This is a genomic window from Pseudoalteromonas sp. HL-AS1 (assembly GCF_031198785.1).
Lineage (GTDB): Bacteria > Pseudomonadota > Gammaproteobacteria > Enterobacterales > Alteromonadaceae > Pseudoalteromonas > Pseudoalteromonas distincta.
This window is the reverse complement of the sequence record NZ_CP133569.1, coordinates 3,364,674-3,380,303: the sequence shown is the minus strand read 5'-3', so window position 1 is coordinate 3,380,303 and position 15,630 is coordinate 3,364,674. Positions and strand designations below refer to the sequence as shown.

The window sequence follows — 15,630 nt, the reverse complement described above, 5'->3', positions numbered from 1 at the left end:
GCACTGGTAATGTCTTTCACGGATATTATCAGTGTGTTAGACCTGTATTTGTCGTCAAAACTACTTTGGTATTAGCATTAGCTTTTTTAGCTACTGATTTTCTTAGCTAGTGGTTTTCTACTTATTCTTTTATTAATTACGAGTCTTAAACGTGATCTTATTAGAGGTTATACCTTTGGCTTTGGCCGTAACGGTAATATCACCTATAACGCGGTTGTTAGATTGCACAACGGCCACAACGCGACCCCGAAATGTTTGTCTACTATTGCTTGTAAAACTTTCTACCGATCTTGGGTTTGCATTACCCACAGCTAATAGTTTTCCAGTACCTGACACATTAAATTCTACCGCCACATCTTGATCCCAATGATAAACTCGATGCCCCTCAGCGTCATAAAGCTCTGCGGTAACATAAGCTATATCTTGCCCATCAGCCGACAGTGACTTGCGCTGGGAAACCAGTCTTATCTCAGCGGGTTTACCTGCCGTATTTAATAACCATTGATCTTCGGCAACCCCAGCATTGTAGCCAACCACTTTTAACGTGCCCTCAATATAAGGCACAGTAAACGTGGTCATAAATTTAGTCTCTGGTGAGGTTATTTGGCGACCGTAACTTTTACCGTTAATGAATAATTCAACTTCCTCAAATACTGAATAAACCACAACATCTAGGTTTTTCCCTTTTGCTTCTGGCCATGTCCAACTTGGATGAATATCTGGACTGACCCAATACAAATACCACGACGGGTCTTGTTCCGGGCTTAATGATGGATTTGGACTTTGCACAAATGCAGATATTTTGTTCTTTCCGGTGTGCCAAAGTACATCTCGGTAATAAGCCGCTGGACGTTTAAAGCCTAATGCATCAATTTCGCCAGTGTAAGCTAATGTCCAAGGATAGGGAGCTAAGTTTTTCCACTCAGGGGCATAGCCGGTCCAGCCAATCGATGCTTCACCAATATAATCCCACCCAGTCCAAACAAAATCACCGATGACATAAGGCAAGTCTTCGACATATTGCCAATACTCAAATGCAAGATTGGAGTAAGTTTCAGACCCATACATTACTCGTGCAGGAAAACGTTTATGCTCGCTTTTATAGTTTTTTTCTTGATAGTTATAACCTACAACATCAAACACATTTAAATATGGATCCGCCTTTTCTCCCGCAGTATTAGCACCGACGGTTATTTCCCGGCTACTGTCTAAAGACAGAACATGTGCTTTAAGCATTGATGCAGTATTAACGCCTAATGCTTCATTCTGTTCGGGGATCTCGTTGCCTAAACTCCACATGATGACGCTAGGGTGATTTCGGTCTCGCTTTATAAAGTTACTGACATCTTGTTGCCAATCTTGCTTAAACCGAGATGCATAATCGTTTTTATGATCAAATTTAGAATAATTCCAAGCGTCGAATATTTCATTGATCACTAACAATCCTAAACGGTCAGCCGCATTTAAAAATGCCACTGAGGGCGGATTGTGGGCAGTACGCACCGCATTAAATCCAGCAGCTAATATTCTTTCTACTTTACGTTCCTCTGCTCGTTTATAAGCCACAGAGCCTAATAAATAATTATCATGGTGAATGTTTAACCCTTTTAACAACAGAGGTTGACCATTTAGAGTAAAGCCATTTTTGGCATCAAACGATAACTGTCTAATGCCAAACTCCGTTTCGGTGACATCGGTCTGAACACCATCCACAACAAGAGTTTGTTTTAATTTGTATAAATACGGTGATGAGCCTGACCATAATGTTGGCCGCGGTAATGTGATAGTGGTGTTAACGTGCCCGGTTTTTCCAACAGAGCCGTTGGTGCTGTTAGAGCTATTTTTAGGACTATCCGAGCTTGTGGCAGTCAAACTGACATTACTATTACGTTGCTGAGCAACAACATTACCTTGTTGATCTAACACCTCTTGCGTCAACGATATCTTTTTATTGGTTTTGCTTACATTGGTTTTACTAACAATACTTTTACTTACAATTGAGGTATCCACGTTAATACTGGCAAACTCATCAGTTATTACCGGTGTAGTAACAAACGTGCCCCAATGCTTTATATGAGTAGCGGGTTTAAATGAAAGTGACACAGGGCGATATATCCCAGAGCCTGAATACCAACGGCTATTTAAGTGGTTATTATTCACTTTCACCGCAATCGTATTGGTCTGACCAAATTTCAGATGGTTGGTAATATCAATCCAGAAGGATGTATATCCATAATGTTGGCCGCCAACCAATGCGCCATTTACATAGACTTCTGAATTCATGTAAATACCACCAAACTCAAGGATAGCCACGCTATCTTTTAGCTCGGTATTTAATTGGCTATTTAGCTCAATTTCTTTTCGATACCAGGCAATGCCACCTTTGGTATAACCGGTGTCGTATTGATCGATTGAGTTTTTATCGAATGGGCTATTGCTTGAGCCAATATCTTTAATTGACCAGTCATGAGGTAACTGAATTTTTTGCCAGTTAGTAACATCTAAATTAACGTCAGAGCCTTGCTTCACATCACCAAGATGGAAGCGCCAATCTAAATTAATATCTGGACTGCTATTAACATCCATCGAATAGCAATAGAAGGAAATAAGATGGGTAAATAAAACCAATAAGATTACACGTAACATACTGAATAAATTGAATTTTATAAAACTCAAACCGGGTCTCCTCCAGATTTAGTCAGGTTACTACGTAATTGTAGTAACCTGAAATAAGTAGCTTAAGTAAACGTCAAACTCTAGCGTTTAATTAAACTTACGTTCTCTATTTCGATACCATGCCAACTAGACATTGCCTTGTCGTTATATGCTTTAACGTTAAATGAGATCTGCAAACCTTGTATTAAGTTTATAGAACTATCAAATGTTTTAGCATCATTGCCCTGTGGGGCAATTGAATTAGGCATAAACGATGGATAGGCTTGGATCATCATGGTCTCGCTGGAGGTTAATGAAGATAACGGCACAAGTAAATACTGCCATTGATTGGTTACATTTAGTTTAGTGCCAAATGCCAACCCGTCTTTATCTAACAGCGCAAAGTTAATATGCTCTTGTTTGGTTAACGAACGTATTTTTATTGCGAGCGTATTTAGTCCACGGGTATTTCTGTCGATTAACTGACTATCCGCTGCCAAGGTGGTTTTTAACAAATCGTTGCTCTGGGTTAGATTATCTAAGCCCAGTTTTAAAACCGTGCCCAATCCATTTTGACCACTAACGTACTCTTGTCTTACCTTGCCATTTTTAGGATAAATTAAATTATTACGATCCAATTGCGCATCGAACAAACTCAAAGGAGTACCTTTAGGTTGCAGTTCAAACGACCAGTAATCACTTGCTTTGACAAAATCCCAGTCAAATGGTGTACCGCTTACGGCTCCTGGAAATGTGGTTTTTTCACCGTTAGAAGTCACAACAAATGCATATTCCATTGGCCCTGTCTTTTGCCAAGATTTAGGCAATGGAGCACTGTATTTTGTACCTGATTGTTTGGTCATTGCAAAAGCCGTAAAGCTTCTGTCATTGCGATAACGTAACAATAATTCGACATTATCAACCGCTTGATTAGTTCCAAGTTCGACAACGAACTGATAATCATCATCTAGCGTTATCGCTCTTTGAGGTTGATGCGATAAAGTTAAATCTTGAGATTGAATATTAGGTAAAAAGTAATCGGTTGAAACTTTTTTAGCCGTTATATTTTCACTCGGACTATTCGAACTCTGGTTGCCCACTGCCGATGCAACCATGAACTGCTCCAGCTGCTGCTGTGAATTGGCAATCAGGTATTTACCTGGTGTAATAACCACGCTGTTATTATCGGCTTTGATTTGAGTTGAATTATGTAAATTAATACCTTGTAAATAAAAGCTTTCGGCTAAGTCATCAACCGTTACCGTTAATTTACGTTGATTGATATAAAGGCGTCTAACTTCTCTTTGTAAGCTAGAGTTTTGGTATGGGTCTTGTAATTGATGTACGTCTGGGTACACCTCTAACTGCCAAATATCGTCGGTTAATTTATCTAAAAAGTAAGCGCCATTACCTTCATATTGAACAACTGGAGAGCTACCAACACCTGCAATATGCTTCAATTTCTTAAGGTTTTTCGGGGCTTTGGTGGTGGTGTTTGAGTGATAAAAATAACGGTCATTATTAAATAAACTCAAATCATCTTGATAACTTAATTCAACATCTCCAAATTGATTATTTTCTGGATAAGGCTTAGATTCAACGCCTCGCTCCGCTTGTTTAAAAGCACGTGCCGCTATCATTAAGCTAATGGCTTTTTTAGGAGTGTAGAGTAAATTTAAATAGTGAGTATTGTATTCTGAATTTGTATGAGCAATATTCCCAGGATCATAAGAAAACTGAGTAGCCCATTGAAAACCAGCGGCTCTAAAACTTCTTGCCATGGCTGGATACATAACACTGCGACCGACATCAGCAGCATCAAATTCATAGATCATTTTCGCTTTGTTGTTACAACTAGCAATAGAGGCAAATACATTGGTGTAGCTTGCCACCATAGGTAACATATTGGCCAATATTTCACTATTTTTTACTAATCCTGTTGGATACCATTGATAGGCGATACCGTCGATTTTACTTTCACATAAAGCTTTTGCATAAGGTTGATCATTACCTTGTTCACTAATGTTATAAAACAACGGTTTTGTTACCTGTTGCTGACGGATAACATCAATTAATCCCTCAATATAGCTTATGCTTTTTTCAGGTGATTGATGATGCTTAGGTTCGTTAAACAACTCCAGAGCCACAATGTTTGGATCTTGTCCATAACGTTGCCCAGAATAACGGTTGGTATGCGCCATTAACTGTTTTAAATAAACGTGTTGGGCAGCAATAGCCGCCTCAACTTCATTCATTTGTGCTTTGCTATAATTAGTGGCAAAACCGGTTTCTAGCGGATCAGGTTCAGGATAACCACTTCCCCACCAAGCAAGTGGTGTCAGAATGACTTTAATATTCTTTTGGCTTAGTTTAAACAGCAAATAATCAAATAACTCTAAGTGATGATTATTCTGTAAGTTACCAGCTTTATCAGTCAGCTCTCGATCCCAAAGATGGATACGGTAGGCGTCTAACCCTAAACGAGCAATATGATCGACATCCATATCAATTGCTTGTTTAGGATCGATACCAAGCTTATTCAGAGCACGATAAGAGTAAGCAAATGGCGCACTATAATTAACGCCAAACAAAGCAAGCTCTTTGCCCTTCTGTTCGCCAGATGCCCATTTAAGTACGCCTTTTTCTACTACTACATTCTCAGTAGTCTGCGCTTGAACATTGCTTGCTGCTATCGAAAGCGTTAATAACGCCGTAATTATGCTTCGTATTTTACTCATTTTTATTACCACCAAACTGTATAAAATGCGATTAATATAAGCGTGATCAATAAGGCAGATATATTGAAACTCTTTTGCGTGGTGAAATTAACATCGTCTAATTGAACTGCATTAGGATGTGCATTTTTTGACTCTTTTTGCATCAATGTCACGACAACCGCCAACGCAAGACAACTTAAAAAGACGTAACCTACTCTGTCCATGAAAGGCACTTCAGGTATGAGTATTTTGGCTGCAACTGAGAACACCGCAGAGCCTATTGTGGCAGCAAGTGCCGCATTGGCGGTTGTTCTTTTCCAAAACATACCTAATAAAAACAACACAACAATTCCTGGTGTGAAGAATCCAGTAAATTCTTGGATATATTGAAATGCTTGATCAAAGTCACCTAGAAGCGGTTTAGCAGTCAATAATGCAATGATTAATGCGATTACACTTACCACACGGCCAACTAACACATAATGAGACTGCGATTTATCTGATTTTATTGGCTTATATAAATCCATCGTAAAGATAGTCGCTACACTGTTAGTCATCGACGCTAAGCTCGACAAGATAGCAGCGACTAAGGCTGCAAAGATCAACCCTTTTAGACCAGTTGGCATTAAGTTCATTAATTCAGGATAGGCTTGGTCTGGTTTTGACAGCTCTGGTAATAGAAGTACCGCTGCGATACCCGGTAAAACAACAATTACAGGCAATAACAATTTCAAAAAGGCAGCAAAGGCGATGCCTTTTTGTGCTTCAGCTAAATCTTTAGCGGCAAGCGTACGTTGGATAATGTATTGATTGAATCCCCAATAAGACAGGTTCATGACCCACAAACCACCAAGTAATACTGACAAACCTGGTAGGTTGACATAATGAGGGCTATCGGCTGATAAGATCATGTCAAACTTTTCAGGTAATTCGCTAGTTAAGCGATCAAATCCAGCCAATAATCCTTGTCCATCACCAATTAAACTTAGCGACATATAAGATAAGAATAAGCCACCGGCTATCAGCAATACAACCTGAATAATATCGGTAAAGGCAACCGCTTTTAACCCGCCATACAATGAATAAGCTAGTGATAAAACCGCCAGTAAAATCATACAAATGGTTAAGTCTAGGCCAGTGATGGTATTAATCGCTAACGCACCTAACCATAAAACCGCAGTTAAATTAACAAAAACATAAACCGCTAACCAAAAAATAGCCATGGTCGTTTTAACGCGACCATCAAAACGTTCCTGTAAAAACTGTGGCATCGTATAAATTTTACGTTTCATAAAAATAGGCAAAAAGTACTTACCAACAATGATCAAGGTTATTGCCGACATCCATTCATAAGACGCAATAGCTAAACCGACTACGTAACCAGAGCCAGACATACCTATGATTTGCTCAGCAGAAATATTAGCGGCAATTAAGGATGCTCCAATTGCCCACCAAGGCAAGCTATTACTAGCTAAGAAATAATCATCTGTATTTTTATCATGACCGACTTTTTCACGAGAAACATAATAAGCTATAGCGATTAAACCGAGCACATAAATGGCAAATATTGCCAAATCAATTGTATTTAACGTCATACATATCCTTTCTTCATTGTTGTAGCTTTTAATTGACTACTTATTCTATTCTATTAATTTGAAAGATTCTCAATCTGTAATGGTGAACTTTTTATGTTCAAAGCGCTGGAGCTAGCTTGAATAGTTCCGCCTTTTAACGATTCGCCAATACGTAATAATACGGCTGCTTTACCTTGCTCGGTAAGTGAATCACTTGAGTAAACAATCTCAATATCACCTGTGGTGCTAAAATGAATTTCATCACCATTGGTATGAACCAAGTTTCCTTTGTTATCCACTAATTGTGCATAAGCAAAGACGACATCTTTGACACCAACCGCTGGTAATTGTCCACTAATATCGATAGATAGTTTTATGCCTGCTGGTTCTCCAGCGGTGGTAACACTATGCTCAGCGACTAATTCACCATCTATAAATGCTTTTGCCTTTAATTGACCCGGTTTAAATTGCTGCATAGCAAATTCAAATGGAGGATGAGTTAAATGGCTAGATAATTTGTTTTGAGTTGGTTTTTGTTTAGCGATCAATGTGTTATTTAACCAAAGTTCCACTTCATCAGCATTACTAAACACTCTCACATTGTTTGATGAGTGACCGTTCCATTCGCTAGCAATAAAGACCATAGGACCAGAATCAAACTTATCTGACTTGATTTGAGGGCTACGTTGACTTTGATAAAAGTAATAACTGTATTTAGGTAAACGATATAAGCTCATGATCCCCGATGATTCTAAGTCATCAGCATAACCACGGTTATAATCAAACATTACCCAGTAACCATCAGCGAAAGCTGGAAAGCTTAAGTTGTCATTATGAGCTTCTTGTAGGTTTCTCGCTTGTTGTAACAAACGGGCTTCACCTGCACTTAATAACTGACGAGAAGTACGTTCCTCTTCTTTTAAATCGCTCCACGAGTCTTGATTTAAGCCTGCATTTTGTGCGTAATATTCCCAGTCACCGTACTCTGAAACATTGTAAGGTTGAGTGGGGACTTCATAATGTTTTTGTCTATGTTGACGGGCTTGCAAATATAAATCATAACCAAGCTGCCAGCCGGCAGAGAAGCCGGTAGGGTCTTCTAACTTAACGGCACGATGTAAGTCAGCAATAAACGGTTCTGGCATCCAAGACTCGTTTAATGAACATTCCCAAGCTAATACACTGGCATGGTTTCTATCACGACGGATAAGATCATGACAGGTGTTAATGATTTGCTGTTTAAAGTCTGGGTTTTCTAAATAATATTGCCAGCCCAAAATAGCATCAATTAATACTAAGCCTAATTCATCGGCAGCATCCATAAACGCTTTAGAATGAGGGTAATGAGATAAACGGACATAATCAAAACCGGCTGATTTTATTTTAACCGCATCACGGTAATCGGCTTGTGCAGACGTTGCGTATCCAACATGAGGATATTCTTGATGGCGGTTTACGCCTCGTAAAAATGTTTTCTCACCATTGATCAACAATTCATGTTTTGCATTAAATTCAAATTTTCTAATACCGATACGAGTATTCTTTTGCTCAATCAGTTCATCACCTAAATAAATCTCTGTGCTTAGTTGGTATAGATTAGGTGAATTAGGACTCCACAAATGAGCGTTTTCTATATTCAATGTTTGATTGTATTGATGATTATCATTAGCTTGTAGTGACAAACTGTCATCTGATGTTTCAGCCACTAATTCATTATTGAAATATACTTTTTGCTTAAGTGTAAAATCTTTGCTCTGTTTGTAGTCATTGGCAATATGGGTTTTAACATTAATGGTTGAGGTTTTAGCACTTACTTTTGGGTAAGTAACAAAAATGCCACCACTTGCTACTTTATTCGCATGCATTTCATCGGTGATGTACAAACGGTCTTTAATTAATAAGTTAACGTCTCTGTATAACCCACCGTAAGTATTAAAGTCTAATTTATTAAGCGGTTTAGGACCAATAACTGGGTTATCAAGATTACTTAATTTTACTTTTATAATATTCGGTTTTGTCTCACTGATTAAGTCAGTTAAATCATAAGTGAATGGCAGGTAACCACCTAAATGCTCACCTAATTTAGTGTCATTTAACCAAACTTGCGCATGGCTCATTGCCGCTTCAAAACGAATAAACACTTTTTTATCTTTCCATGTAGGCGAGATATCTAATGTTTTTTCGTATATTGCATCGCCTTGCCACTGATCATTAACAACCATAGGCTCAATCTTTGGTGTATGCGGTAAACTAACTTGTTCCCAACTATCGTTAGCAACATTCGCCTTTACAACTTTAAATTTCCAATTCTGGTTTATATTTACTTTATTAATTGATGGCGTTTGTTTAACCCCACATGAACTAATAATGAATGATAATAAAATAAAACATAGTGCTCTTAACACTGGACACCCCTTAACGCTGAATTCAGCAATAATAATTTAGCAAAAGTTACTTTCACACTCAGGTCTAATAACCAATTCATGTACATGTACATTTCCTTTTGTCTGTAACATAGACACAATCGCCTCTGATACATCCTCAGGATTTAAATAGTTTGGTCTTGATTCAGATCTAAATTCAGTATTAATACCTCCCGGATAAACGGACAGAACCTTTATACCGCTAGCATGAAGCTCTTTTCTCAACACTTTAGTATACATATCTAATGCTGACTTACTGGCCGTGTACTGGGCAATGCCTGCATTTGCATATAAACATGTGGTTGACAGGACATTCAGTACAATGCCATCTTTTTTTGTCAACATGGATGGTAAAACTAACTCAACTAATCGTACTGGAGCAAAATAATTAATCTCCATCATTTTTGTACATTCTTGCCACTGTGGCTGATGCGCTAATGTTCTTGATGAATTTAACCCTGCGCAATTAATTAAAATATCTATATCGCCATTGGCTTTTTTAGATTCAGTTACAAATTGATTAAGTGCTTGTTGGTCAGACAAACAAAAACAGTCGGAATAGACTGGTGTGTTTGATTTAAGTTTAGACAATGTTGTTTGAACTTTGCTGCTAGTTTTTCCGCATATACTTAACGTAAAACCGAGATTAGATAGCGTTATTGCTAACTCTCTACCAACTCCAGATGACGCACCTGTGAGCAATATATGTTTGGCCATTTTCAATATCCTTAAAATAAAAAAAGCGGTAAAGTGTTAACAACACTTTACCGATTATGTCTTATTTACATTGAATATTGGAAACCAATTAGGAATCGACGACCCCATTCAACATTTTTAGCTGGCTTGCTATAGTCATTATCCCAATAACTTACAGAAGCTTGGTTGGTTAGATTTTGAGCTTGTAGGGTTAATTTAAAGTTTTCAGTTACTTGATAACCAATACTTGCATCAACCGTAGTTTCTTCAGCATTCAAGTTAACCTTCGAAGGATCCCAACTATTTATGCCAGTAAACTCACTGCGGTAGTTGTAAGACACTCGAGCATCAAAACCATCTTTGTCATACCATAAAGTTAAACTTGCGATATCTTTAGAAAGACCGCCTAAGTTATATGGATTACTTGTTGGTTTGAATTCTTCTACATCACTGTCTGTGTAAGAGTAGTTAGCAAACACACCTAACCCATCAAATGGCGCAGGTAACATGTCAAATGATTGTTGATACAATAATTCAAAGCCTTGAATGACTCCACCGTCACCATTGATAGAGCGAGTCATGGTGTACGATTGACCATCAACTTCTATCATCTCTTCTGAAAGTCCAATGTGCGAATCTAGATCTTTTATAAAGAAATTGATGGTTGCCGCTGAACTTTCGCCCCAGAAATATTCGTAACCTAAATCAATTTGGTTTGCTAAATATGGGTCTAGTAATGGATTACCGCCACTTGCTGATGGAGGTTGAGTCGTATCATCAAACGAATAACCAGTACGCATTTCTAATAAAGGAGGACGAGACATGGTACGTGCAATGCCTAAACGGATTTGCGATTCATTAGTGATATTAAATACCATATTTAATGATGGCAGCACTACATCATAATCGTGATCAACCGTTAACGGCACGATATCACCGCCAGCGTTCTGTTCATAACCGATGGACTCAACTTCTGTTTTTGCATAACGCAAACCAAAGTTACCAGTGAACGTGGTATCGCCAACATCACCTGAGATATTAAACATCACATAGGCTGCGGTATTTTTTTCATTTAATTCCCAAGAAGCCAGTTGGTTTTTATCCGAACGATCTCTTGGATTGGTGGAGCCACCAAATGCCACATTGGCCACTTGATCCCAATCTTTAAATGAATAAATTGCTGGGACATTATAATCGCCACCAATTTCATAACTCATACCATAGTCCGTTAAACCATGGTCTTGTTTAGCATAACGGAACCAATCATTTATTTGATCATTCTCTTTGGTTCTGTCGGTTAAACGCCCACCAAATTTTACTTTTTCAATCACGCCCCAATATAAGTCGCGCTCAAAGTCTAAATTAACATTGTACATCTCATCGGTTAGAACTTTGTCATCATCGCCTGTCATTTCAGATGGCGTATATTCTTGACTTGTAATTTCCCAATTACCTGGTGATGTTTCGGTCCATACATCTGATACGCTACCCAATGAATAATTTTCAGGGCTGCTGATATCACCATTTTTAACAATAATTTCAGCGGCATCTTTACCTTCAACATCAAAACCTAGTTCGTAATCGCCACCTACGTAAGTAGGTTTTATATTTACCCAAACAGATTCGATACTGGCTTTTGAATAACCAACATCGGCAGTGATAGTCCAAGTATCACCAATGTGTTCAATATTTAATCCTGTGCTTAACATTTCATTGGTTTGGAACCAGGTTGGGTTTGAAACATCAAGGCCAACTAATTGACTACCAGCAACAAGCTGTTCTGTTCCGTCGGCATGAGGAATTATTTTATAAGAGCCGTTGTTATATGCTTCAGCTCCCCAGCCACCTTCAGGTGCATCAGCATCATCCCAGTTACCTAAATCACCAGGTCCCATTTGGTCATCACGCTCTTTAATGTCGAACTGTGAATAAAATAAATCGCCTTTCACTGTTAGACTGTCAGTTGGCATCCACTCAACGATTGCAAGGCCACCAATACGCTCATTATTACCTTGTTTACTCTTGGCCATTACGCCAAAAGGTGCGTGTTCAGGTATCCCATTACCATTCAAATCACCACGAGTATCACCATTGTTATAATTCCAAGATTCCACACCACGTTCTAAAGATGGCTGATCTTGATAGGTAAGACCTAGTGCGATACCAAAAGTATCTGAGATAGGATCTACATAACTAATACCCAATTTTTTACCAACACCATCGGTATTTGGTAAATCATCAGCTAACGTGTTTTTCATTAAGTTGCCTGATACTGTAAAAACTCTTTTATCTTTAGAGAGTGGACTAACAAAGTTCATGTTCACTAAACCTGAGATCCCACCTTCAGCCAAACTAGCAATAGGGCTTTTATACACTTCAACTGAATCTATTAATTCTGCCGGAAATTGTTCAAAACGTACATCTCGGCTTGGCTCAGCTGATACAATTTCTCGGTTATTCATCGTTGCATTATTTAAACGAGGTCCCATACCACGAATAGATATTCTACTTGCATTACCTCTATCACGTGAGGCAGCAATACCCGGCAAACGAGCAAGTGAATCCGTAATACTGACATCTGGTAATACACCTAAATCATCTGATGATATTATCTCTACCACGGAGTCAGAAAAACGTTTTTCGCGTAAGGCTTTACCCAACGCGGCACCAAAGCCTTTAACTTCAATTACCTCAACATCTTTCATTTTATTTTCGGTTTCATCGGCTACAACCGATTGAGCGGCTAAAATTTGACTTACAGCCAACGCCACTAAAGTAGTCTTAAATAGTTTATTCATTATTTTTCCCCGTTAATATTGTTGTATTGCAATCTTCCCTAGTTACTTTTTTCGTCCGTAGCATATGTTTATATATCGTATTGTTCGACATTTATAACACCAAAGGTAAACGTTTTCTAACAAAAAATATACAAAAACAACACCAGCAACACAATCAATTGATTTTAAATGAATTTAAATTGGGTAAACGTTTACCTAGTTAGATAGGTAAACACAATAAGCAAGTGTTATATATCGTTATACAGTGAGTATATTTTATGGATTTAAGCTTATGTAAATTGCCTTTTCTTAATGAAAGAAAAGCGTTAACACAAATGTAAACGTCTGGTGATCTACACCTAACTAATAATATTCCAAGGTAATAGACTGTTGATGTCTGGCTCTGCTTGGCAGAGTTCATCTAGGCATTTCATGATGTAATCGAATGGGATTAAACCATTGGCTTTGGCCGTTTCGATAATGCCGTATAAAGCCGCACTGGCATTCGCTCCGTTAGATGTTTGACTGAACATCCAGTTCTTGCGGCCAATGACGAACGGTTTTATTGCTCGTTCAGCACGGTTGTTGTCGATATTTAATCGACCATCTTCAAGGTAAATAATAAGTTTAGGCCATTGGTTCGCTAGATAGTTAGCGGCTTCTGCTAGTTTTGTTTTACCAATTAACCGTGGCTGGTTTTGCTCTAACCATTGATGTAATTTGTCGAGAATTGGTTTTGTTTGTTGTTGCCTTATTTCATGTTTTTCATCGGTTTTTTGTCTTTGAGCTTTGATTCAATACCGTAAAGCTTTTGAATAAGACTTAATGCCACATCGGCTTTACCTGTCTTCTTGTTACCTTGCACTTGTTTGGCTTCAATGAATTTTCTTCGAGCATGTGCCCAACAGCCAACTAGCGTTGCTTGCGTTTGTGCATAGGCTTGATAACCATCCACCTGTAAATAGCCCGAATAACCATCAAGGTAATCGACGACGCAGGAAGCCGCCCGACTGTTTTGATAGTCGTAAAGCACAATATTAGGTATGTGGTTTGTTTGTTCTTTGTTTATGGGATGTGGTGAATCGGTGCCTGTGCAATACAACCACATGTAACTTTTTACTTTATCCGAATTAACCACATTCACAGTAGTTTCATCCGCATGCACCACCGGTTGTTTTAACAGATCTTGTTTAAATCGTTTTATCAATGGTTCAAACAAGGTGGCTGATTTTAACACCCAGTCACTCATGGTTTGTCGGCTCAGTTCAATCCCGTATTGTTTGAACATCGCCTCTTGTCTGTGAAGCGGCAACGCATACTGATATTTACTGGTGATGATTTGGCTTAATAAACTTGATGTCGCCATGCCTTTGTTGATTGGCATAACAGGCATTTTCGCTTGCTTGATGTTGTTTTTGGTGCCTGTTTTTTCACATTCACGACACGCATATTTTGGACGGATATGCTCAATCACTTTTACCTTTGCGGGTATAAAGTCGAGTTTTTCTGAGACATCTTCACCCATTTTATGCAGCTCACCACCACAACAGTCACAGTGTTTGTCTGACTCAGGGATATAATGAACAACCTGCTCACGCGGTAAATCTTTTGGTAATGGTTTGCGCTTTGGTGTTTTGCGAGTGTAGCTAATCTCTTGCGTAGCAAGCTCATCAGGTTGCTCAATGATGTCTTCGGCTTCATTAAACAATTCACCTTGTGCGTCAAAGACTTCGGCACTTTTACCAAATTGTTTTTGTTGCGCTAGGCGGAATTGTTCCTCTAGATACCGGTTTCTTGCAGTCGCTTGCGCTAATTTTTCAGCGTGCTCTGCCAGCAGCTTTTTAAGCAAAGCCGGATCGTCTGGAAGGCAGTTAACATCAATATTCATCCTTTTATTTTATAATGTTTTTTACCGTAAACTAGCTTAATGCGATGGTTAATATTGATCCCGCGACGATCTAAATAATGCTAGCGTTTCCGATGTTGATTTGTTGATGCCCTATGACATCATACCCAGATAATAACCAGTGTAATTGTTGCTCGGTTAAGTTTAGGGTGTCGGCGCTGAGGTTTTTCGGCCATTTAAATTTGTGCTTATCGAGGCGTTTATACCACAGGGCAAAGCCTGTGTTATCCCAATACAATATCTTCAGCTTATCTCGGCTTTTATTACAAAAAACAAACACGGCACCGGATAGCACTGACAGTTCGAGTTCACTTTCAACAATGGCCGCTAAGCCATTAATGGATTTTCTGAAGTCGACAAACTGATTGCAAAGGTACACGTCGGGCACATCAATAAACATGTTCATGCTTGCAGCGCCTTTATTAAATTAGCCACCCATGTAGGCTCAGATGAGGTTGGTATAGTTAAATGAGTTTCACCATGAAATAACGTGATTGAGGCATTCACTTTATGGGAAATGGCTTTGTTTTGCACTTTCACCAATTTAGGTGCTTTTGCAGCGTCTTGTAACTTAGACCGATATTTATAAAAGTTTGAAGTGGGTAACATGTTTTCTTTACAAAATGCGACAATAGATAAGCCGCTGGTTTGTTGCTGCTCAATCAATTTTTGCCAGTCATTAAGGGTTCTTTTTTGCATAATACCTCCAGTAGAAACAGACGGTATTTTCAATTAATTAAATCCACTCTGCTAGGTGTCGTTGCTCGGACGCTTACCATTCTACTGCGTTGTCGCTACGAAGTAGCGCGCCGACTCCAAATTGTAGAAAGCCCGAATTTAACGATTCGGGCTTTTTTACGTCTGCAGAAAAGTGAAATGGCT

The 15,630-nt window shown here is 38.7% G+C and carries 8 protein-coding genes and 1 pseudogene; all 9 read right to left on the bottom strand.

All coding sequences use genetic code 11. The features are described 5' to 3' along the window. Positions 1-132 precede the first annotated feature (132 nt). On the bottom strand, positions 133-2,586 hold the full coding sequence (locus tag RB214_RS15685; protein ID WP_309167762.1) for a glycoside hydrolase family 2 TIM barrel-domain containing protein: 2,454 nt from the start codon (positions 2,584-2,586) through the stop codon (positions 133-135). A 170-nt stretch (positions 2,587-2,756) separates the two neighbouring features. Next, positions 2,757-5,393 (bottom strand): hypothetical protein, encoded by a 2,637-nt coding sequence (locus tag RB214_RS15680; protein WP_309167761.1) that lies wholly within the window; start codon positions 5,391-5,393, stop codon positions 2,757-2,759. Between the two features lie 5 nt (positions 5,394-5,398). After that, on the bottom strand, positions 5,399-6,967 hold the full coding sequence (locus RB214_RS15675) for a sodium/sugar symporter (RefSeq protein WP_309167760.1): 1,569 nt from the start codon (positions 6,965-6,967) through the stop codon (positions 5,399-5,401). 53 nt (positions 6,968-7,020) lie between these two features. Beyond that, positions 7,021-9,351 carry a glycoside hydrolase family 2 TIM barrel-domain containing protein gene (locus tag RB214_RS15670; RefSeq protein WP_309167759.1) on the bottom strand — a complete coding sequence of 777 codons (2,331 nt, stop codon included), beginning with the start codon at positions 9,349-9,351 and terminating at the stop codon, positions 7,021-7,023. Between the two features lie 36 nt (positions 9,352-9,387). Then, positions 9,388-10,086 (bottom strand): SDR family NAD(P)-dependent oxidoreductase, encoded by a 699-nt coding sequence (locus RB214_RS15665; RefSeq protein ID WP_309167758.1) that lies wholly within the window; start codon positions 10,084-10,086, stop codon positions 9,388-9,390. Between the two features lie 65 nt (positions 10,087-10,151). Continuing rightward, positions 10,152-12,863, bottom strand: a complete 2,712-nt coding sequence (locus RB214_RS15660) for a TonB-dependent receptor (protein ID WP_309167757.1) — start codon at positions 12,861-12,863, stop codon at positions 10,152-10,154. A gap of 338 nt (positions 12,864-13,201) precedes the next feature. Then, positions 13,202-14,730: pseudogene (locus tag RB214_RS15655) on the bottom strand (IS66 family transposase). A gap of 70 nt (positions 14,731-14,800) precedes the next feature. Continuing rightward, the gene (tnpB, locus tag RB214_RS15650) at positions 14,801-15,154 is read right to left on the bottom strand and encodes an IS66 family insertion sequence element accessory protein TnpB (RefSeq protein ID WP_309167756.1); all 354 of its coding nucleotides are present in this window, start codon (positions 15,152-15,154) and stop codon (positions 14,801-14,803) included. Beyond that, the gene (locus tag RB214_RS15645; RefSeq protein ID WP_309167755.1) at positions 15,151-15,447 is read right to left on the bottom strand and encodes a hypothetical protein; all 297 of its coding nucleotides are present in this window, start codon (positions 15,445-15,447) and stop codon (positions 15,151-15,153) included. Before RB214_RS15645 ends, tnpB begins: the two co-directional genes overlap by 4 nt. Positions 15,448-15,630: the final 183 nt, after the last annotated feature.